At 72.5% G+C, this 18,923-nt stretch carries 14 protein-coding genes; 7 read left to right on the top strand and 7 right to left on the bottom strand.

What is annotated here, in order from left to right:
* The 4 genes from FKD65_RS33875 to FKD65_RS33860 form a co-directional block, all read right to left on the bottom strand.
* Positions 1 to 1,026 (bottom strand): MCE family protein, encoded by a 1,026-nt coding sequence (locus tag FKD65_RS33875; RefSeq protein ID WP_141582511.1) that lies wholly within the window; start codon positions 1,024 to 1,026, stop codon positions 1 to 3.
* Positions 1,023 to 1,889, bottom strand: coding sequence for an ABC transporter permease (locus tag FKD65_RS33870; RefSeq protein WP_141582508.1), 867 nt, complete (start codon positions 1,887 to 1,889; stop codon positions 1,023 to 1,025). The genes FKD65_RS33875 and FKD65_RS33870 overlap by 4 nt, the downstream gene beginning before the upstream one ends.
* Positions 1,889 to 2,674 (bottom strand): ABC transporter permease, encoded by a 786-nt coding sequence (locus tag FKD65_RS33865; protein ID WP_141582506.1) that lies wholly within the window; start codon positions 2,672 to 2,674, stop codon positions 1,889 to 1,891. The genes FKD65_RS33870 and FKD65_RS33865 overlap by 1 nt, the downstream gene beginning before the upstream one ends.
* Positions 2,675 to 2,994: 320 nt before the next feature.
* Positions 2,995 to 3,663, bottom strand: coding sequence for a nitroreductase family protein (locus tag FKD65_RS33860; protein WP_141582504.1), 669 nt, complete (start codon positions 3,661 to 3,663; stop codon positions 2,995 to 2,997).
* A 407-nt stretch (positions 3,664 to 4,070) separates the two neighbouring features.
* Here FKD65_RS33860 and FKD65_RS33855 point away from each other — a divergent pair, with 407 nt between their 5' ends.
* The 3 genes from FKD65_RS33855 (at position 4,071) to FKD65_RS33845 (ending at position 8,677) form a co-directional block, all read left to right on the top strand.
* On the top strand, positions 4,071 to 5,342 hold the full coding sequence (locus FKD65_RS33855; RefSeq protein WP_141582502.1) for an acyltransferase: 1,272 nt from the start codon (positions 4,071 to 4,073) through the stop codon (positions 5,340 to 5,342).
* 66 nt (positions 5,343 to 5,408) lie between these two features.
* Positions 5,409 to 7,565, top strand: a complete 2,157-nt coding sequence (locus FKD65_RS33850; RefSeq protein ID WP_141582500.1) for a TerD family protein — start codon at positions 5,409 to 5,411, stop codon at positions 7,563 to 7,565.
* A 239-nt stretch (positions 7,566 to 7,804) separates the two neighbouring features.
* Positions 7,805 to 8,677: an alpha/beta hydrolase gene (locus FKD65_RS33845; RefSeq protein ID WP_141582498.1), complete on the top strand. Its 873-nt coding sequence runs from the start codon at positions 7,805 to 7,807 to the stop codon at positions 8,675 to 8,677.
* 19 nt (positions 8,678 to 8,696) lie between these two features.
* Here the strand turns inward: FKD65_RS33845 and FKD65_RS33840 are convergent, their stop codons facing one another.
* Positions 8,697 to 10,124: an MFS transporter gene (locus tag FKD65_RS33840; RefSeq protein ID WP_141582496.1), complete on the bottom strand. Its 1,428-nt coding sequence runs from the start codon at positions 10,122 to 10,124 to the stop codon at positions 8,697 to 8,699.
* A gap of 436 nt (positions 10,125 to 10,560) precedes the next feature.
* On the opposite strand from FKD65_RS33840, the gene FKD65_RS33835 reads away from it, so the two are divergent.
* Positions 10,561 to 12,522, top strand: coding sequence for a SpoIIE family protein phosphatase (locus FKD65_RS33835; protein WP_141582494.1), 1,962 nt, complete (start codon positions 10,561 to 10,563; stop codon positions 12,520 to 12,522).
* 3 nt (positions 12,523 to 12,525) lie between these two features.
* On the opposite strand, the gene FKD65_RS33830 is transcribed toward FKD65_RS33835, so the two are convergent.
* Together FKD65_RS33830 and FKD65_RS33825 are read right to left on the bottom strand one after the other, a co-directional pair.
* Positions 12,526 to 12,798, bottom strand: a complete 273-nt coding sequence (locus FKD65_RS33830; protein WP_141582492.1) for a hypothetical protein — start codon at positions 12,796 to 12,798, stop codon at positions 12,526 to 12,528.
* A 570-nt stretch (positions 12,799 to 13,368) separates the two neighbouring features.
* On the bottom strand, positions 13,369 to 14,022 hold the full coding sequence (locus FKD65_RS33825) for a TetR/AcrR family transcriptional regulator (protein ID WP_141582490.1): 654 nt from the start codon (positions 14,020 to 14,022) through the stop codon (positions 13,369 to 13,371).
* A gap of 106 nt (positions 14,023 to 14,128) precedes the next feature.
* Between FKD65_RS33825 and FKD65_RS33820 the strand changes: the two genes are divergently transcribed.
* The 3 genes from FKD65_RS33820 to FKD65_RS33810 all read left to right on the top strand — a co-directional run bounded on the left by FKD65_RS33820 (position 14,129) and on the right by FKD65_RS33810 (position 18,870).
* Positions 14,129 to 14,512, top strand: a complete 384-nt coding sequence (locus tag FKD65_RS33820; RefSeq protein WP_141582488.1) for a nuclear transport factor 2 family protein — start codon at positions 14,129 to 14,131, stop codon at positions 14,510 to 14,512.
* 247 nt (positions 14,513 to 14,759) lie between these two features.
* Positions 14,760 to 15,272 (top strand): GNAT family N-acetyltransferase, encoded by a 513-nt coding sequence (locus FKD65_RS33815; RefSeq protein ID WP_141582486.1) that lies wholly within the window; start codon positions 14,760 to 14,762, stop codon positions 15,270 to 15,272.
* A gap of 40 nt (positions 15,273 to 15,312) precedes the next feature.
* Positions 15,313 to 18,870, top strand: coding sequence for an NACHT domain-containing NTPase (locus tag FKD65_RS33810; RefSeq protein WP_141582482.1), 3,558 nt, complete (start codon positions 15,313 to 15,315; stop codon positions 18,868 to 18,870).
* The last annotated feature ends 53 nt before the right edge of the window (positions 18,871 to 18,923 follow it).

Below are 18,923 nucleotides of genomic sequence, written 5' to 3'. Positions count from 1 at the left end.
TCACCGCCCTCCGGTCGCGCCGCCGTAGGGCCCGCACAGCCCGAGGATCAGCTCGCACGGATCGGTGGGCAGGAGGCCCTGGGAGCGCAGGTAGTTCTTTCCGCCGGGCCCCTTCAGCGAGGTCAGCTCGCCGTAGAGGGGCAGCAGCCGATTCCCGGTCCGGACGGCGTCGCCGACGAGCCCGAGCTGCGCGTAGATGATGCGTGCCGTGCGCTCGGAGGAGCGGAACGCCTCGCCGAGCTGCCCGCCGCGCCTGTCGAACCCGTGGGCGACCAGCAGCGACACCTCCGACAGGCCGTCCGCGAACCCGGCGAGCCTGCCGCGGCCCCGCGCCGCCGTCCCGATCAGCGTGCTCGCGTCCCCGGAGATCGCCACCAGCTCGTCCCCACGGCCGGACAGCGCGCCGGACAGGTCGGCGGCGTCGCCGACGAACCGCCGGGCGTTCTTCCGGTTGCGGTAGGCGACGTCGAGCAGGACGCCGGTCTGGTCGATGGTCTCCCGCAGCCGCGTGCCCTGCCCGTCCAGTCCGGTGGCGACGGTGTGCACGATCGTGCCGACCTCCCGCGCGTCGACGGCGCCGAGTCCGGCGTCGGCGCGGGCGAGCAGGTCCGACAGGTCGCGCGGGTCGGACGTGCGGGCGATCCGCGCGCCGGAGGCCAGGTAGGGGCCGGTGACGGCGTGGGCGCCCGGCGCGAGGTCGACGAACTTGGGGCCGAAGGCCGAGGCGGGCTCGATGGACGCGGTGACGGTGTCGGGGACGCGGGTCCCGGCGTCCAGGCGCAGGCTGAGCCGGGCCCGGCCGGCGCCGGTCAGCTCCACCGCCGACACCGACCCGACGGTCACGCCGTGGACCTTGACGGGGGCGCCGGAGCCGAGGCCCTGCCCGGCGCGGCCGAACTCCGCGGTCAGGACGGTCCCCGGCTCGCGGCCGGGCCGGGCCACCAGCACGTAGAGGACGGCGGCGGCCACGGCGAGCGTCAGCGCGCTGATGAGCAGCCGGCGCCGCAGCGGCATCTCGTCGGTCATCCGGTGAGCCTCACGGTCGCGCCGCCGCCCCAGAACACGTAGGACAGCAGCAGGTTCAGGGTGACGATCACGATGATGGACAGCCGGATCGCGCGGCCCGCCGCGCGTCCCACCCCGGCGGGGCCGCCGGAGGCGTGGTAGCCGTAGTAGCAGTGGATGGTGATCACCGCGAAGGCGAACACCGCGACCTTGACCGCGCTGTAGACGAGGTCGATCGTCGGCAGGTAGAGCCGGAAGTAGTAGTCGTAGACGCCGGGCGCCAGGTCGAAGAAGCCGGTGCTGATCAGCCGGGTCGCGAAGAAGCTGGCGAACAGCGCGATCAGGTACAGCGGCACGAGCGCGATCAGCGCCGCCACGACCCGGGTGCACACCAGGTAGGCGAACGAGCCGATGCCCATGACCTCCAGGGCGTCGATCTCCTCGGAGATGCGCATCGCGCCCAGCTCGGCGGTGAACGCCGAACCGCACTGCGCCGCGAGCGCCGTCGCGGCGATCACCGGGGTGATCTCCCGGACGTTGGCGAACGACCCGACGAGCCCCATGAACGACTGGGCGCCGATCGACTGGAGCCCGGTGTAGCCCTGCAGGCCGACCTCGGTCCCGACGAAGAACGCCATCGTGAAGATCACGAAGATCATGCCGCCGCCGACGACGCTGGCGCCGACCCCCACCACCACGTCGCTGACGTGCCGGGCCACGGTCCTGGTGTACTTGCGGCGCAGGAGCAGGTCGCGCACCGAGTACAGCAGGATCCGGTAGACGAACACCGGCCAGCGGGCGAGGTCGCCGGACCGCTCGAGCGCGGCCGTCCCGGCCCGGGCGGCGCGCGGCGCGATCCCGTCCAGCGCGGGCAGGCCGGCCATCAGATCCGGGGCGGGAACGCGACGAAGTACACCGTCGTGATCACGTAGTTGAGGGCGAACACCAGCATGAACGCGACCACGATCGCGCGGTTGACGGCGCGCCCGACCCCGACCGGGCTCGCCGCGCAGCTCATCCCCATGTGGCAGGCGACGACGGCGGCGACGACGCCGAACAGCCATGCCTTCAGCAGCGTCACCACCAGGTCCGACGTCTGGAGCAGGGAGACCGCCCCGTCGAAGTAGGCGCCCGGCGTGACGTCCTGGAGCAGCACGTTGAACACGAACCCGCCGGCCGCGCCCGCGACGATGACCAGCGAGGCCAGCAGCGTCGAGACCAGGCTCGCCGCCCACAGCCGCGGCGTGACGAGCCGGTGCACCGGGTTGACGGCCATCGCCTCCATGGCCGCCAGCTCGTCCCGGATCCGGCGGGCGCCCATGTCGGCGGTCATCGCCGAGCCGCCGGCCCCCGCGATGATCAGTGCGGCGGCGATCGGCGCGACCTCGCGCACCAGCCCGACCACGACGGCGCCGCCGGTCGCGGACTGCGCGCCGAGCTGGGCCGCGAGCTGCCCGACCTGGAGCGCGACGGTGGCGCCGAGCGGCAGCGACACGAGGATCACCGGAAGGCTCGTGACCCGGGCGAGGAACCACGCCTGCTCGGCGAACTCCCATGCCCAGGTCCGCACGTCCCAGGTCCGGCGGGCGGCCTCCAGGGCGATGACGAACAGCTCGCCGACCTCGCCCAGCAGGCCGTGCACCCGGCGCGGGAGGGAGACGACGAACATGGGGCCGGCACCTCCTGCTCAGGGTTCGGACGGGGACCGGCGGTCCCGCGTGCGTCTGGCGCGAAGACGGGGGTCACGCGGGGCCGCCGGGGTCTCCCGGCGGGGGACGGACGCCGTGGGGAACCGGAGCCGGAGCGGCCGGCCCGCCTCCGTGTCCCCGGGGGCACACCGAACCCTAGAGCCTTATTGGCGCTGCGGCAATAGCTTATTGGCGATGCGCCAATAAGTCCGCGCGAGAAGGCCGCGCCCCGCATGGGACGCGGCCTTCTCGGGCACCTGCCGGGCCGGGCTCCTCCCGGGCCCGGCTCCTCAGCCCGCGCTCACCAGCGGTCGAGGTGGAGGATCTCCTCCAGCGGGACCCGTGGAGCGGGGCGGAAGGTGTCGCCGGTGTAGTAGGCGGTGGGGATGAGCGCGCCCTGGCGGACGTCCTCGGGCAGGCCGAGCAGGTCGGCGACCTCCCGCTCGTACATCAGGTGCAGGGACGTCCACGCGGTGCCGAGCCCGCGGGCGCGGGCCGCGAGCGCGTAGTTCCAGACGGCGGGCAGCAGCGAGCCCCACAGGCCCGCCTGGTTGCCCTCCGGCAGCCGCCCGCCCGGCACGCGCAGGCACGGGATCACCAGGACCGGCACATCGCCCATGCGCTCGCCCAGGTAGGCGGCGCTCTCCCCCACGCGGCGCTGGACCTCGGCGCGCTCCGGGTCGTCCTGGTACTGCCCGCCGCCGGCGCCGCCCGCCTGCGCGTAGGCGGCGAACGCGCGCCGGTAGTGCTCGCCGATCGCCGCACGCGTTCCGGGCTCGGTGACGACGATCCACTGCCAGCCCTGCCGGTTGCTGCCGCTCGGCGCCTGGACGGCGATCTCCAGGCACTCGCGAATCAGCTCCACGGGGACGGGACGGTCGAGGTCGAGGCGCTTGCGCACGGTGCGCGTCGTGGTCAGCAGCTCGTCCGGGCTCAGCGGCAGCGTCGTGCCGGTCTCGTCGGTCGTCATGCCCCCATCGTCCCCAGGCGCCCCACGCTTACCCGCCGCGGGGCCGCCACGGTCGCCCTGGGGCCGGCGTGGTCTGGCGGCGCGGTCAGACGGTCTCGAAGACCGGGTTCAGGAAGACCCCCCTCGCCTCCTGCGGAGTGAGGGCGGTGCGGCCGGTGAGGTCGCCCCGACCCCGTGCTGGCCGCCGCCGCATCGGTGATTTTGAGCGTGCCGTGCGAAAGGAAACGCGACTTGATCACGGATTCTCTGGTCGAGCGATGCGTGATCGTCGGCATTCGGCCCTCCAAACCGCCGCTTTGGCGGCGGCGCACAGGAAACCTTTCCCGTCCATTTCGCGGCAGATATGCGATAGAGGGAAGGCCTGAGTTCGATGGTAGGCATGAGGTGAGAGCTACTACTCTGTCGGAATGCTTCCCGCCTCGGGTGTTTCTTCCGGATCGTCCAGACTTGGGTGGCTCGATGCGCTGCGGGGGGCCGCGGCCCTGGCGGTGGCGCTGCACCACGCGAGCTACGTCTACCTGCCCGGCCTGCGGCCGTGGATCAAGGAGTGGTTCGATCCCGGACTGTTCGGCGTGCTGGTGTTCTTCCTGGTCAGCGGGTACATCGTGCCCGCCTCGCTGGAGCGGCGCGGCTGCGTGCGCGGGTTCTGGGTCGGCCGGTTCTTCCGCATCTACCCTCTGCTGGCGGTGACGTGCCTCCTCGCCGTCCTGCCGTTCATGCTGGGCGTCCTCGGGCTCAGGGCTGGCCTGGAGCAGTACTCCCCCGCGACGGCCGTCCTGGCGCACATGACGATGATGCAGGACCTCCTGAACGTCCCGAACGCGATGAACGTGCTGTGGACGCTCTCCTACGAGATGGCGTTCTACCTGCTGGTCGTCGCGCTGTTCGTGGTCGGCGGGCACCGCCGCTCCGCTCCGGCCGCCGTCGTCCTCACGACCGTCGCGCTGGTGGCGGTCGCGCTGACGGCGACCGGGCTGCTGGCGGGCGCCTACGCCCCCGCCGCGCTGCTGTCGCGCACCGCGGGAACGGGCCCGGTGGTCGCGGTGACGGTGGCCGCCCTGGCGGTGGCGATCCCGGCGGCGTCGTCCCGGCGCCCCGCGCCGCGGATCGCCGGCGGGCTGCTCGGCGGGCTGCTGGCCCTCGTGCTGGTCGCGGTCAACGGCCGTGTCGGCGCGTGGGAGGGCCTGCTCATGCTGGCCGCCATGTTCACGGGCACGGCGGTGCACCGCGCCGAGCACGGCCAGATGACGCGGCGCGCGGCCGGGGCGACCGGCGCCGCGGTCCTGACGGGGGCCCTCGCCGCCGGGACGTGGAACGCGGCCCCCTACGGCCGGAACGCCCAGATCGTCTGGTGCGGCGCGGTGCTGGCGGCGGCCCTGACGTTCGCGGCGGGGTGGCGGCTGCGGCACCGGCGCTTTCCCGCCTGGGCGACCGGCCTCGGCACCATCAGCTTCTCGGTGTACCTGCTGCATCCGCTGTGGCTGATGGTGGCGGCGCAGTTCCTCGGCGCGTCCGGGCGCCAGGACCTCGCCGGCCTCGGCGCCTTCCTGATCGTGCTGATCGTGTCGAGCTGGGCCACGCAGCGCTGGATCGAGGCGCCCGCGCAGCGGCTCGGGAGACGCCTCGCCCGCCCGCCCGCACCGGACGCGCGGCTGGAGCCGCACGCCCTCGCCTCCTGATCGGGAAAGGCCGATTGCCCGGTTAATGGAGTGCAGCGATTTATGGCGCTCTGTCACCATAACCGGGTGAACATCTCGCTTGAGGCATTGGTCGTCCGGGACACGCATCGCATTCCCGCGCCCTCCGGCCCGCCCGGAGAAGGGGCGGCGGTGGCGCGGCAGCTCGACATCGCGCTGATGTCGGCCGGTTTCAAGCTGTCGGGGGACGTGCTGCGCGCGCTTTCGGGGCTGTCGGAGCAGACCGTCCGGAGCTTCGCGGTGCGCACGCTCGCGACGGTGCGCGAGATGGCGGGCGACCACGTCCGGCACAACACCTACTTCCGGGACTTCCCCCGCAACGTGCCCGACACCCTGGACTTCTGGCTCGGGCTGCTCCACGAGACGCTCCAGGACCCCCGGCTCGCGCCCGCGGCGCGCGAGACGCTGCGCGCCGGCGCCCTCGACCTGCTCGCCCTCAAGGGCTACGGCCGCTACCAGCACACCTTCGAGGAGATGCTGGAGGCGCAGGACGCGCTGGTCACCGCCGCGAGCGACCGGGTGACCGTCCTCCACCTCGGACGCGGCCTCGCCAAGGAGGCCGCGGAGCTCTACCTGAGGCTCGCGCAGAGCACCACCCCGCTGGGCGAGGAGGACCTCGGCACGCTCGCGGAGCTGGCCGCGCACCACGCCTCCGGCCCGCATCCGGAGCGGATCCCCGTCCGGGAGAACCGGGCCGTCATCAACCGCGTCCGGCTGTCGCTCGGCGCCGATCTTCTCGTCGACACGGTCACCGACGTGCTGCGCCTGGCGTGCGCGCTGTCCGACGGCGACGTGACGCTCCAGGAGCCCACGCGGTTCGCGTCGATGCCGCGTCCCACACGCCGGGCGCTGCTCGCCGCGCTCCACGGCGTGGTGCGCGACGACCCGGGCAAGCTCGGCGACGTCGCGGCCTGGAGCGAGCGGTGGAAGCGGCTCGGCGAGCGGCTCCACCCGCACGAGTACCCGAAGTGGGCTGGGGCGGCGGACGTGTTCGCGGTCGCGCGCGGCGAGAAGAAGGCTCCGTCGTTCGCGGCGCGCGTCGAGGCCCGCCTGGCGACCGGCGACGTCGCGGGCGCGGCGCGCGTGGCGGCGGGCGCGCCCGGACTGCTCTTCCGGTCCCTGGACCGGCTGCTGCGCCTCGCGCCGGACGCCCAGGACGCCGTGCTCGAGACGGCCGGGTGGGCGGTCGGCGGGGTCTCGGGACGGGTGCTGCTCTCGCTGCGGGAGCACCTGCTCAACCGCGGCGCCGAGACCGGCCGGACGCGGCTGTTCGCCAACCGGCTCGGCCGCGGCGTGACCGTGCCCGACTCCCGCCCGCCCCTGGACCCCCAGGTGGTGGAGGGGCTCGCGGCGATGCTGGACGAGGAGATCCGGGGTCGCCTCCCGTCCGTCGGGCACCTGGTCGTCGACCCGGACGTGCTCGACGTCGTGCTGCCGCTGAGCGGCAAGGCCGCCGGAAAGGGGCTCGGCGTCCTGCCGCGCGGCTCGGTGTCGCCCGTCGACGGCAGGCTGCTGCGGTTCTTCGTCTACTGGCGGCAGCGCGAGAAGCGGACGGACTTCGACCTTTCCGCGCTCATGCTCGACGAGGACTACGCCAACCCGGAATGGCTGTCCTACACCAACCTCAGGACCGTGGCGGGCCAGCATTCCGGCGACATCACCGACGCCCCGGAAGGCGCCTCGGAATTCATCAACCTGACCCTGGCCAAGGTCGAGGCCCGGTTCATCGTCCCGCAGGTGAACATCTTCTCCGGGGAGGGGTTCGAGGAGGTCGAGGAGTCGTTCTTCGGATTCATGCTGCGCGACGGGGAGCAGAAGGGCCGCCCGTTCGAGGCGCGGACCGTCCGGATGAAGTCGGAACTGCGCGGCCCCGGCCGGGTCGCGCTCCCGGTGGTGTTCCTGCGCGGGGACGACGGCCGGTGGCGCGCCAAGTGGCTGCACCTGCACCTGAAGGGCGGGGCGAACTTCAACCGGGTGGAGGACAACCGCGTCACGACCTCGATGCTGCTGCGCGGGATCGTCGAGCGCCGCTTCCTGACCGTCCGCTACCTGATGGACCTCCTCGACGCCGAGAAGACCACTGTCTGGGACGGCACGGCGCCCGGCGGACCGGTCACGTTCATCGGCATGGAACGCCCCGACGGCCTGCACGGTGATTCCACCGTCTACACGCCGGAAAACCTGGGTGACCTGGTCCCGGCGTGACTGCTAAAGTCAACGCGCGAGGCCATGAAGAGGGCTTCCTTCTCACACTTCGGATGTAACCAGCCCTTTCGCTTTCCTCGCTTGGACAGAAACGGGCGCGCCCTTCCGGCGCGCCCGTTCTGTCATTCCACGACCGGCTCGCCGCCGCGCGGGGCCGGGGCCCGGGCCGATCTCATCCTGGCCTTGACAGGACATCTGAACCTATTGTCGCAGCAGGTCAGCGAGCTAGCTTGGGCCCCATGGCCACATATGACGAACAGCAGATCCGCGCCGCCAACGCCTCCGGGCTGACCCCGGTGGTCTTCGTCCACGGGCTCTGGCTGCTGCCGAGCAGCTGGGACCGGTGGGCCGAGCATTTCAAGGCGGCCGGCCTGGCGCCGGTCGCGCTCACCTGGCCCGACGACCCCGCGACCGTCGAGGAGGCGAACGCCCGCCCCGAGGTCTTCGCGGGCAAGGCGGTCGGCCAGGTCGCCGACCACCTCGCGGGGCTCCTGGGCGAGCTGACCCGCAGGCCCGCGATCGTCGGCCACTCCTTCGGCGGCCTGCTCACCCAGATCCTCGCCGGACGCGGTCTGGCCCGCGCCTCGGTCGCCATCGACCCCGCGCCCTTCCGGGGCGTCCTGCCCCTGCCGATCTCCGCGCTGCGCTCCTCGCAGCCGGTGCTGGGCAATCCCGCCAACCGGAACCGCGCCATCCCGCTGACCTACGAGCAGTTCCGCTACGCCTTCGCCAACGCCGTGACCGAGGAGGAGGCCAAGGACCTGTTCGAGACCTACGCCGTCCCCGCCCCCGGCGCGCCGATCTTCCAGGCCGCCGCCGCCAACCTCAACCCCTGGACCGAGGTCAAGGTCGACACCGCGAACCCCGACCGGGGCCCGCTTTTGATCATCTCCGGGGAGAAGGACCACACCGTCCCGCGCGCCATGGCGCACGCCGCCTACAAGCGGCAGGCCCGCAACCCCGGCGTCACCGAGTTCGCCGAGATCCCCGGCCGCGGTCACGCCCTCACCATCGACAACGGCTGGCGGGACGTCGCCGACACCGCCCTTGCCTTCCTGCGCCGGTTCGCCGGAACGGAGGCCGGGAACGGGCCCTCTCCCGCGTCGAGCTGACCGGCGGCAGGACCTCGCGTCACGCGGTCGCCTCCGCCTCGCCCCGGGGAGCCCGGCGGGGGCGGGGCAGGAGCGGGACGATGGCCGTGCCGGCGGTGGTGATGGCCGCCGCGACCACGAACGCGGCCGAGTAGCCGTCCACGAGGTCCGGTCCGGTGTGCGCGGCGGTGGTACCGAGCACGGTGAGGCCGATCGCGCCGCCGATCGTGCGGGAGGTGTTGACGATGCCCGCGACCGCGCCCGCCTCGGCGGACTCCACCCCGCTGGTCGAGGCCTCCACCAGCGGTGTCATCAGGAGGCCGAAGCCGAGGGCCATGGTCGCGCCCGGACCGAGGATCGCGGTGAGGAACGTTCCGTCCGCGTCCAGCACGAGGCTCTGCCAGGCGAACCCGGCGGCGGCCGTCAGCCCGCCGATGCCGGCGAGGCGCCGGACGCCGATCCGCGCCATCAGCGGCGGCGCGAGCCGCGAGCCGATGATGATCCCCGCCGTGTGCGGGAGGAACGAGAGGCCGGTGCGGACCGCGCTGTACTGCAGGACGTTCTGCATGTAGAGCGACAGGAAGTACCAGAGCGCGAAGCCCGCCATCGTCGCGACGAGCGTCGCGAGGTTGCCGACCGCGACGCTGCGGAGCCGGAACAGCCGCAACTGGACCAGCGGCGCGGGGGAACGCGCCTCGACGGCGGCGAACAGGGCGAGGAGGGCGAGCCCGGCGGCGAGCGGACCCGTCCGCCTCCACCCGTGGTCCCCGATCTCGCCGATGCCGAACGTGAGCAGACCCACCCCCGCGGTGACGAGCACGGCGCCGGGCAGGTCGAGGCGGCGGCGCCCGGCCGAGTCGCCCTCGGGGCGCAGCCAGCAGACGGCGATCACGGCGAGGACCGCGCCGACCGGGACGTTGATCAGCAGCACCCAGCGCCAGCTCAGCAGGTCGGTCAGCAGCCCGCCGACGAGGCCGCCGGTCGCGCCGCCCGCGGTGCCGACGGCCGTCCACATCGCGATCGCCTTCGTCCGGGCGGGGCCCTCGGGGAAGGTCGCGGTGATGAGCGACAGCGTGACGGGCGCGAGGATCGCCGCGCCGAGGCCCTGGAACGCGCGGGCGCTGATCAGCATGGCGCCGTCCTGCGCGAACCCGCCGGCGAGGCTGGCGAGGGTGAACAGGCCGAGGCCGGTGAGGAAGACGCGCTTGCGGCCGTAGAGGTCGGCGGCGCGCCCGCCGAGGAGGAGGAACCCGGCGAAGGCCAGCATGTAGGCGTTGACCACCCACTGCAGGCCGGTGGCGCCGAGTCCGAGGCCCTCGCGGATGTGCGGCAGGGCGACGTTGACGACGGAGATGTCGAGGACGACGAGGAACTGGCCGATCGACGCGGCGAGCAGCGCGGCCCACCCCGGGGTCGTCGCCCTGGCCGGCCGCTCCGTCGCCTTGGCGGTGAGGTCTGCTGCTGTCATGCGTCCATGCTGGTGCGCCGGGCGGTCGCACCGCGTCGGTCGGCGGTCCCGGTCACCGACGTCCGTTCGACCTAGGTCGCGTGTCAAAGACCCGGCCCACTTCGCTCGCCTTGAGGCTCGCTACGTGACCGCGCCTGGGCGAACGCGGCATCGCTTCGCGATCCGCCCGGCGCCGCCCGCAAGCGATCTTGGTCGGCCCGGGCGCGGCGCGACCGGACGGCGTGAAAGGATCGCCCAACAAGATCATCACTAGTCGAGCGCGGGCCGGGGGGTGCCCGCAGGTCCGTCCGGGACTGGCGCGAAACCGCCCCGCTGTGAGATGAATCTCCTCGGCGCAAGCGGGTACCGCTGCTTGCGCAGCGAGTGCGTCACAAGGTGTTAACCCGGATGTGTCGGAAACAAAGGGACGCACGGAGGGTGACCATCCGGAGGGTTGATGCTGGACTCCCCAGGCGATGAGGACATGGACAGGATCACCGGCGATGCCCGCATCGTCCGCGAGGTGTTCGAGGCGATCCCCGCCGCGGTCGCGGCGGTGGAGAGAGGCGGCGACTACCGCCTGGTGGCGGTGAACGCCGCCTACCGCGCGCTGGTGGCGCGGGACGAGGTCGTCGGCCGCTCCGCCTCCGAGCTGTTCCCCGAGCTCGTCGCCAAGCAGCTGTTCGGACTGCTCGACCGCCCGTTCCGCACGGGCGAGACGGTCACGGCGCGGGAGTGGCGGATCCAGCTGCCCCGCGCGAGCGGTCCGGACGAGGACGTCTACTTCGACTTCACCATCGTCCCGCAGAAGTCCGCGACCGGGGAGGTCGTCCGGCTCGTGGCGTTCGCGCAGGACGTCACCGAACGGGTGCGGGACCGGCAGGCGGCGCAGCGGCGGGCGGCCGAGGCCGAGCAGGGCGCGGCCGAGCCCGCCGATCTCGTCGGCGTGCTGCAGCGGCAACTGCTCCCAGCGGGCCTGCCGATCCTGCCAGGACTCCAGCTGGGCGGCAGCTACCTGCCCGCGGGCGGCGGGACCGCCGCGGGCGGCGACTGGTTCGACGCCGTCCCCCTGCCGGACGGCCGGACGGCGCTCGTCGTCGGGGACGTGGCCGGGCGCGGCGTCGAGGCGTCCGCGGCGATGGGACGGATCCGCTCCGTCCTGGAGGACCGGCTCGACCACGGCGGCGACATCGCCGAGGCGCTCGCCGCCGCCGACCGGCTGGCGTCGCGGCTTCCGGCCGCGCGGGCGGCGACCCTGTGCGTCGCCGCCGTGGACCCCTCGGACGGGCGGCTGGCGTACTGCACGGCCGGGCATCCGCCGCCGCTGCTGATCCCGACCGCCGGCCCCGCGCGCTTCCTTCGCCCGTCCGGCGGCGGCCCGCTCGGCACCGGGACCGGCTTCCCGCTCGCCGAGGACCGCCTGGCCGTGGGCGACCAGCTCCTCCTCTACAGCGACGGCATCGTGCGCCGGTCGGGCGAGGAGGTCGTGGCCGGCACCGCCGAGCTGGCGCGGGTCGCCGCCGACGTCGCCGCCGGCCGCGGGCTGCGCGAGGACTGGCTCGCGGCGGTCGACCGCCTCACGACCCAGACGCTGGAGCTGCTGGTCAGGACGTCCGGGCATGACGACGACATCGCGCTGCTGGCCGCGCAGCGCACCGCCCCGACCGCGCCGCTGCTGCTGGACCTGCCGGCGAAGTCGGAGGCGATCCCCGCCGCCCGCAAGGCGCTCGACGAGTGGCTTTACGACCTCGGGGCCCGCTCCGAGGACGTGATCCTGCTGCGGCATGCGATCGGCGAGCTGGTCACCAACGGCGTCGAGCACGCCTACGACGGCACGCCCGGCGCCGTCCGGGTGCGGGCGGAGTGCACCGGGCGCGGCGTGGTGGAGATCGAGGTCGCCGACGACGGCCACTGGCGCGAGCCCTGGCAGCCCACCGAGGACCGCGGCCGCGGCCTCGCCATGGCGAGCGACTTCGCCGACGAGCTGCGCGTCGAGACGGGCCCGCGCGGGACCACCGCGACCGTCCGGCACCGCCTGACCCGCCCCGCCCGTCTGCTCACCGCCGGCGAGCTCGCACCGTCGTCCGCCCCGGACGACTACCCGGAACTGCTCCTGATCCTGGACCAGCCCTCGGAGGGTCCGCAGCGGATCCGGCTGGACGGCCCGGTCGACGCCGCCACCGCCGAGCAGCTGCGCGAGGAGCTCGTCGTGCGCACCCGCGGCGGCACCACCCCCCTCACCGTCGACCTGACCGGCGTCACCCACCTGTCCAGCGCCGGCGTCGCCGTCCTCTACGAGGCCGAGACCCGCACCGACGCCCCCGGCCGCCCGTTCCTCCTCTACGCCCCGCAGGGCAGCCCCGCCCAGCACGTGATGTCGCTGGTAGCCCTCCCCCACACGACGACCGAACCCGGCTGACCCCTACGTGCGGCGCGTTCGCCCGCAGAGCGCGGATGCGGGGGCCAGGTCAAAGCCGCACGGGCGGTACAGGGCACCGCCGCCGACCGGACCGGCCCTCTGCCTCTGCGCGTGGAGGTTGAGCGCCTCGGCGTGGCTGGCGCCCGCCTTGCGGAGCTCGTCGTAGCGGGCGAGGCCCTTGGCCTCGATCGCCTCCTGGTGGGTGGCGCGCGCCTCCGTGTAGCTCCTGAAGACGAGTTCGACGTCCCAGCCGCGCGCGGCGATCAGGTCGCGCACCCCGTACGAGCGGAAACGCGGAACAGCGGAATTGACACGCGAGCCGCCATGCCATGCAAGCAGGTGAAGCCCCGGAGACGCGCAGAGCGCGCCCCCGGGGCCTCAAGGACTTACTTCTTCCCGCTGGGGTCGGGGACCTCCGGGATGGTGACCGTCCCCGTCCCGCCGCAGGCAGTGCAGGACTGCTCGGGAACGATCACATTGCCGTCCCCGTCCGTCACGGCCGGGATCTTCCCGCCCGTGCAACTTCCACAAGATTCCTGCATGATTCCCACTCCTATTCATTCTGCACCGGGAGTGCATCGAACGGGACACGGGAATCAACCCCCGCCCGCGACTCGAATAGGATCCCGGGCAGGGATGATTTCATTTCCGTTTCAGTGGACGAAACGACCACTGTACTTGCGGAGAGGACAATAACCCATGTTGATCACTATCGTCAATCAATGGCATCAATAGGGGTCCTGAAGGAGATCCCCCGACCGCACCACGATCATTTGCCTCCCGTCGCCGCCGCCGTTCTGTTGAGAGCGAGCGTGACGACGGGCACCGGCAGGGGCCGGTATCGGATCACGCGTGGGGGCGCCTGCTCCGCCGTCGGCCAGGGCCCGTGGTCATCGGGGGGCGCAGGCCGTCCAGGATGAGCCGGGCGATGCGGGCCGACCGTTCGGGGCTGGCCTCCGCGCCCGCGTGGCGGATCGCGGCGAAAGCTCCGGCGACGAGGGCCATCACCTCGTCGGCGGTGAGGTCCTCGCGCACCGCGCCCGCCGTCCTTGCGCGGTCGAGCAGGTCCGCGACATGTCGGGTGAGGTCTTCCGCGACGTCCGGGGCGGCGGTGCGCAGGTCGAACTCGGCGGCCTCGAGCGCACTCTTCACGGCCACGTTCTCGGCCCCGGAGGCCATCATCCTGGCCAGCAGCGTGAACACGGCCTCCGGATCGCCGGTGGCGGCGAGGGCCTCCGCCTCCCCCACCAACCCGTCGAGCATGTCGATCGCGACGGCGAGATACAGCTCTTCCTTGGTCGGGAAGTGCCGGTGGACGGTACCGGGACCGACGCCGGCGCGGCGGGCGATCTCGTCGAGCGAGACGCCGAGGCCCTCCGTCGCGAACAGCCGCTGAGCGGTCCGCAGGACCCGCTCGCGATTGCGGCGCGCGTCGGCCCGAAGCTCCCGGTCGCGCCGGGGAGCCACAGGCGGCTCGGGATCAGGTGACCGGCTGGACATGTCGGTACCAGCATAACCGGGGCGGCGCACCGTATAGCCTGGCGCATAAGCGGGGCGGCGCACCGTTTATGTCGGCGCCGCTCACCACGGACAGGAGACTGCGCTGATGACCACACGCGAGGACGCGACCGCCCTGGTGCGACGGATGCATGAGTGCTTCAACAGCCGGCGCTTCGACGAGGCCGCCGCCCTGCACACGCCCGACTTCTTCAGCCACCCGCTCGGCGCCGCCGGGTTCGAGGCGGGCAAGGCTGCCTGGACCGCGCTCGTCGCCCGGTTCCCCGGCATCCGGGTCGTCGCCCGGGACATCCTGGTCGACGGCGACAGGGCCGCCGTCCGCTCGTCCGTCGAGGGCGTCGCGGTGCCGGACGGCGACGCGCAGCCCGAACTGGTCGAGATCTTCCGCTTCGAGGACGGCCGCTTCGCGGAGATGTGGGGCGCCAGTTCCGGCTTCCCGACCATGACCAGCCCCGAGGAACTGCTCGCTTAGCGCGGTGTCCGGGTGCGTCGGCTTGCGGCTCGTTGCCCTTATGTAAGCCGGATAGGCGCAGCAAGCCGCAAGTCAACGCAAGGGATCGGCACCGTCGGCCCCGGATGGTGTTCACGGACACCACTCCGGAGCCGTGCCCGGCGCCGTTCACCGGGGATCGGTCGCACGATCGGTCCTTTTCGCCCTTGTACGATCGCGGAGTGCTGGTTCTCGGTGTGCACAGATGCCCGGTGTGCGGGTTCTCGTCGTGAACGCTGACCGCCGAGTTCGGGTCCGGTTCGCGGAGGAGGCGGATGCGGCCGAGATCGCGGACGTCCACCTGACCTCCAGGTCGGCGGCCATGCCGTACCTGCCTCCGCCGGAGCACAGCCGTGAGCAGGTGGTCCGGTGGATCCGGGAGATCGTGCTCAGGCGATGCCGCGTCTGGGTCGCGGTGGGCGGTACGCGGATCAACGGCTACGCGGCCCTCGACGGCGACATGCTCGAACACCTCTACCTGCGCCCGGACATGCGCCGGCAGGGCCTCGGAACGCTCCTGCTCGACGAGGTCAAGCGGCACAGCCCTGGCGGGGTGTCCTTGCGCGTCTTCCAGCGGAACGCCGAGGCTCGGGCGTTCTACGTGCATCACGGTTTCGTCGTCGTCGACACCAACGACGGCGAACGCAACATGGAGAACCTGCCCGACATGACCCTCCGCTGGTCACCCGTGGCCGGTATCGGATCGGCGACTCTCGCGTGCGAGGCACAACGACACGGTTAAGTGGATTTGCTGGTCATGTCGTCAAGCTACCGAGGCTGTCGTGCGGGTGCTGAAGTTCGTGGGGCGCGCCCTTGCCGGGGCATCGCTGGTGGTCGCCGCGGGGGTGGCGATCAACCAGATCTACGCCAACGGGAAGCTGAGCTGGAGCTGGGGGTACCTGGCGCTGGTGGCCACCGTTCTGGGCGCGCTGGTGCAGGCCGCTCCGCAGGCCGCCGCGCCCGTCGCCGAAACGGCACCGCCCCCTCCCCCGGCGAGAGGGCTGCGCAAGGGATCGCGGCGCGGCTATCTGAGGCGGGTGCGCACGGCCGTCGACCAGATGGAGACGATCGGGCTGGTCACCCAGGCCGAGTACGTCCTGCGGACCCGGCAGGTCTACGTCGATGTGAAGCTGCGGCCGCGGCCGGTGACCGAGGTCGTCACCGACACCGGCATCGGCACGGTGTCCTCCGCGGAGGCCGGGCGGCGCGCGTCGCTGGCGTCCTTCCTGGCACCGGGGCGGGTACTGGCGGTCCTGGGCGCCGCGGGCTCCGGGAAGACGACGCTGGCACGGCACACGGCCCTGGAGATCGCGGAGCGGCGGCGGGGGTGGGGGCGCCGGAGGCAGCTCCCGGTGCTGCTGTACCTGCGGGACCATGCGGAGGAGATCGCCGCCGGGGAGCCCGAGGGGCTGGCCCGGATCGCGGTGACCGCGCCTTGGCTCAGCGGTGCGGTCTCGGCCGAGTGGCTGGAGGAGCGTCTGAGGCGGGGCCAGTGCGTGGTCCTGCTGGACGGCCTGGACGAGGTGGCCGACTCGGGGGACCGCAGCCGCGTGGTCCGTTGGGTGGAGGACCAGATCAGCCGCTACCCGGCCAACGCGTTCGTGGTGACGTCCCGCCCGGTCGGATACGACGCCAACCGGCTGTCCCGCGCCGACGTCCTCCAGGTGCAGCGGTTCACCGGCCGGCAGATCCGCGACTTCCTGCACGCCTGGTACCGGGCCATCGAGCAGCGCTCCCGGGAGGGCGACCCCAGGGAGATCGGCCGGATCGCCGCGCGGGCCGCCGACGACCTGTTCCGGCGGATCAGCGGCGGCTCCACGCTCTCCGACCTGGCCGCGAACCCGCTGCTGCTCACCATGATCGCGAACGTGCACCGCTACCGGGGCAGCCTGCCGGGCAGCCGGGTCGCGCTCTACGAGGAGGTGTGCCAGGTCCTCCTCCACCGCCGCCAGGAGGCCAAGAACCTCCGCGACACCGACGTGGACCGCCTGAGCGGGGAGAAGAAGGAGCGCGTCGTCCAGGAACTGGCCTGGTACATGATGCGGCGCGAACTGCGCGACATCCCGGCCGAGGAAGCGGAGCGCGCCATCCGCGCCGTGCTGGAGCGGACCGCGCCGGACATCACCCCCGCGGCCTTCCTCCTCCACGTCAAGCGCAGCGGTCTGCTGCTGGAGCACCAGCACGGCCGGTACGGCTTCGCACACCTCACCTTGCAGGAGTACCTGGCCTCCATGCTGGTGCCCGCGCACGCGTCCCGGCGCCAACTCCTTGTGGACAACGTCGACAACCCCTGGTGGCGCGAGGTCACGCTTCTCTGGGCCGCCCGCGCCGACGCCAGTCCCGTCGTCGAGGCCTGCCTGGCCGATCGGACGGTCACGTCGCTCAAGCTCGCCTACGCCTGCGCGGACGAGGCCCGAGAGCTGGATCCCGATCTGCGCGCTCGACTCGACCGGCTCCTGATGACCGCACCCGGCGACGCCGACGAGATGCGGCTGCTGAGCGAGGTCGTCGCCGCTCGCACCCTCCAGGACACCTTCACCTTGGACGACGGAACCCGCGTCTGCACCGACCCCGTCTCGAACGATCTCTGGACGCGTTTCCTCGGTCGTCACAACAGCCTCCGCCTGCCGACCACCGTCTCCGGCGATCTGTGGACCACGGACATCAAGTTCTTCCTCGCCTGGCTCAACACCCTGCTCGGCGACGGCGCCGACTACCGCCTGCCCACGCCGGCCGAGGCACGCCAGATCCTCGACCGGGAGCTGTTCACCAGAAGAACCGGAAACGGCGCCGAGGTGATCCTTTACGCCGCGGGCCAGGACTGGACCGACGGCCACGGCCAGGTGCGCCTCGTTCCGTCCTCGCCGGCCGCCTCGCCGCACCGGCCCTCTGCGCGACAGCTCGACCACTACGCGTCCCGCATCCTCCGGTACACCCATGTCCTCTTCCGGCTTCGCGCGTTCGAGCCGCCGACCACCTTCACCGATCTGCTGGTCTTCGGAAGACCCCGCGACCTCGATCGGGCCGAGGACCGCCTGCTGCACGCTCTGGACCTCGTCTTCCAGCTCGAGACCGTCCGTGAAGCGCCGCTCGCTCCCCTGCGCGAACGCGCCCTGGAGTATGCCGCCGATCTCGGCTTCGCGGGTCTCCCCGACCTGGAGGACGACCAGGGCCTCGACCGCCTCCGCGACCAGGCCCTGCGCCACGCCGAAGCGGTCGGCCGGGAACTGGGCCGAGATCTCGGCCCCGGGGATCCGGCCGAGGTTCTGTTCGACGTGGTCCACCAGTCCGGCGGCATCGATCGCGAAGCCCCGATGGCGAAAGCCCTCGACCGTCCTCAGCCGCGCATCAACGGCGCCGAACGCGATGAGCTTCTGGGAGGCCTCGACCGGGCGCTCAGCGACGGGCTCGAACGTGATCTGAGCGACGCGCGCCACCTCGCAGTCGCTCTGGCGAACCGGGGCGGCGACCGCCCCTCCTCCGTGATCGCACAAACGATCATCAGGCGCCTCGACACGGCTCTCGGCCTCGGCTCCGGTACCGGCTCCCGACGCGTCGGCCCCTCCGTGTACGCCGGCCTCCTCCGCAACCTGGGCATTGATGGCGCCCTCGAAGTCGACCGAACGCTCGGCCTCCTCGTCCGACACGCCGACCTGCTCGACACTGCCGCCTCGGGCGCCGATGAGGAGGCGGCCCGCCTAAGCCGTGACCTCCGCATCTTGTTGCACGTCGCCCGGCCCCACGCGTTCGCCCTTGCCCTGGCCAAAGCCGATCCGCCCAGTACCACAAGGATGAGCACCGCATGGGCCTTGGACCTGGCGCGCCTCGTCTTCACCGGCGAACTGGGAAGGCTGGACATGGACGCCGTGGTCGGCGCGGCCTGGGCATGCATTCGCTTGGAGCGCGCGTTCCTCGGAGGCACGGGGCTGTACACCCGGCGTCCTCCAGGCTTCCGGTTGAAGGCGTCGACGGTGGAGGCGTGCCTTGATGAAGCTCTGCACACCGCCCTGAGCCCGTCACCGGCCCACGACCCGAGGGCGGTGCTGGGAGCCGCCCTTGACCGCGCCGGCGCGATCGACAGGGAAGACGTCAAGGATCTGATCGAGCACGCGAGGCGGCTGGCCGCACCACTGTGGGACCCGAGCCGCCCCGTCAGGGAGGGCGACATGGTCCTGGCCGTCACCTCGCTCCTGGCGGCGATCGTCGTCACCAGGGAAGGTGGATCGGACAGGGAACTGGCGGACCACCTGTCCGACGCACTGACAGCGCTCATCGCGTTGACGCCGGACCCGGGCCCTCCGGCGTCCTCGGACAAGCACCTGGTCCTGGTAAGGGTCTGACACGCGGTTGCGGTGGCCGATCCCCGCGGAACGGTCTCGGGCTCAGGCGGTTC

The sequence above is a fragment of the Actinomadura sp. WMMA1423 genome (assembly GCF_006547145.1).
In the GTDB taxonomy this organism is placed as follows: domain Bacteria; phylum Actinomycetota; class Actinomycetes; order Streptosporangiales; family Streptosporangiaceae; genus Spirillospora.
The sequence above is the reverse complement of the archived record's forward strand: the minus strand, read 5'-3'. Positions and strand labels throughout refer to the sequence as shown.

Excerpts from the sequence above, each read along its gene's own strand:
- FKD65_RS33865 (WP_141582506.1), bottom strand. The coding sequence starts at position 2,674 with ATGTTCGTCGTCTCCCTCCCGCGCCGGGTGCACGGCCTGCTGGGCGAG.
- FKD65_RS33840 (WP_141582496.1), bottom strand. The coding sequence starts at position 10,124 with ATGACAGCAGCAGACCTCACCGCCAAGGCGACGGAGCGGCCGGCCAGG.
- FKD65_RS33820 (WP_141582488.1), top strand. The coding sequence starts at position 14,129 with ATGACCACACGCGAGGACGCGACCGCCCTGGTGCGACGGATGCATGAG.
- FKD65_RS33875 (WP_141582511.1), bottom strand. The coding sequence starts at position 1,026 with ATGACCGACGAGATGCCGCTGCGGCGCCGGCTGCTCATCAGCGCGCTG.
- FKD65_RS33855 (WP_141582502.1), top strand. The coding sequence starts at position 4,071 with ATGCTTCCCGCCTCGGGTGTTTCTTCCGGATCGTCCAGACTTGGGTGG.
- FKD65_RS33835 (WP_141582494.1), top strand. The coding sequence starts at position 10,561 with ATGCTGGACTCCCCAGGCGATGAGGACATGGACAGGATCACCGGCGAT.
- FKD65_RS33860 (WP_141582504.1), bottom strand. The coding sequence starts at position 3,663 with ATGACGACCGACGAGACCGGCACGACGCTGCCGCTGAGCCCGGACGAG.
- FKD65_RS33825 (WP_141582490.1), bottom strand. The coding sequence starts at position 14,022 with ATGTCCAGCCGGTCACCTGATCCCGAGCCGCCTGTGGCTCCCCGGCGC.
- FKD65_RS33870 (WP_141582508.1), bottom strand. The coding sequence starts at position 1,889 with ATGGCCGGCCTGCCCGCGCTGGACGGGATCGCGCCGCGCGCCGCCCGG.
- FKD65_RS33845 (WP_141582498.1), top strand. The coding sequence starts at position 7,805 with ATGGCCACATATGACGAACAGCAGATCCGCGCCGCCAACGCCTCCGGG.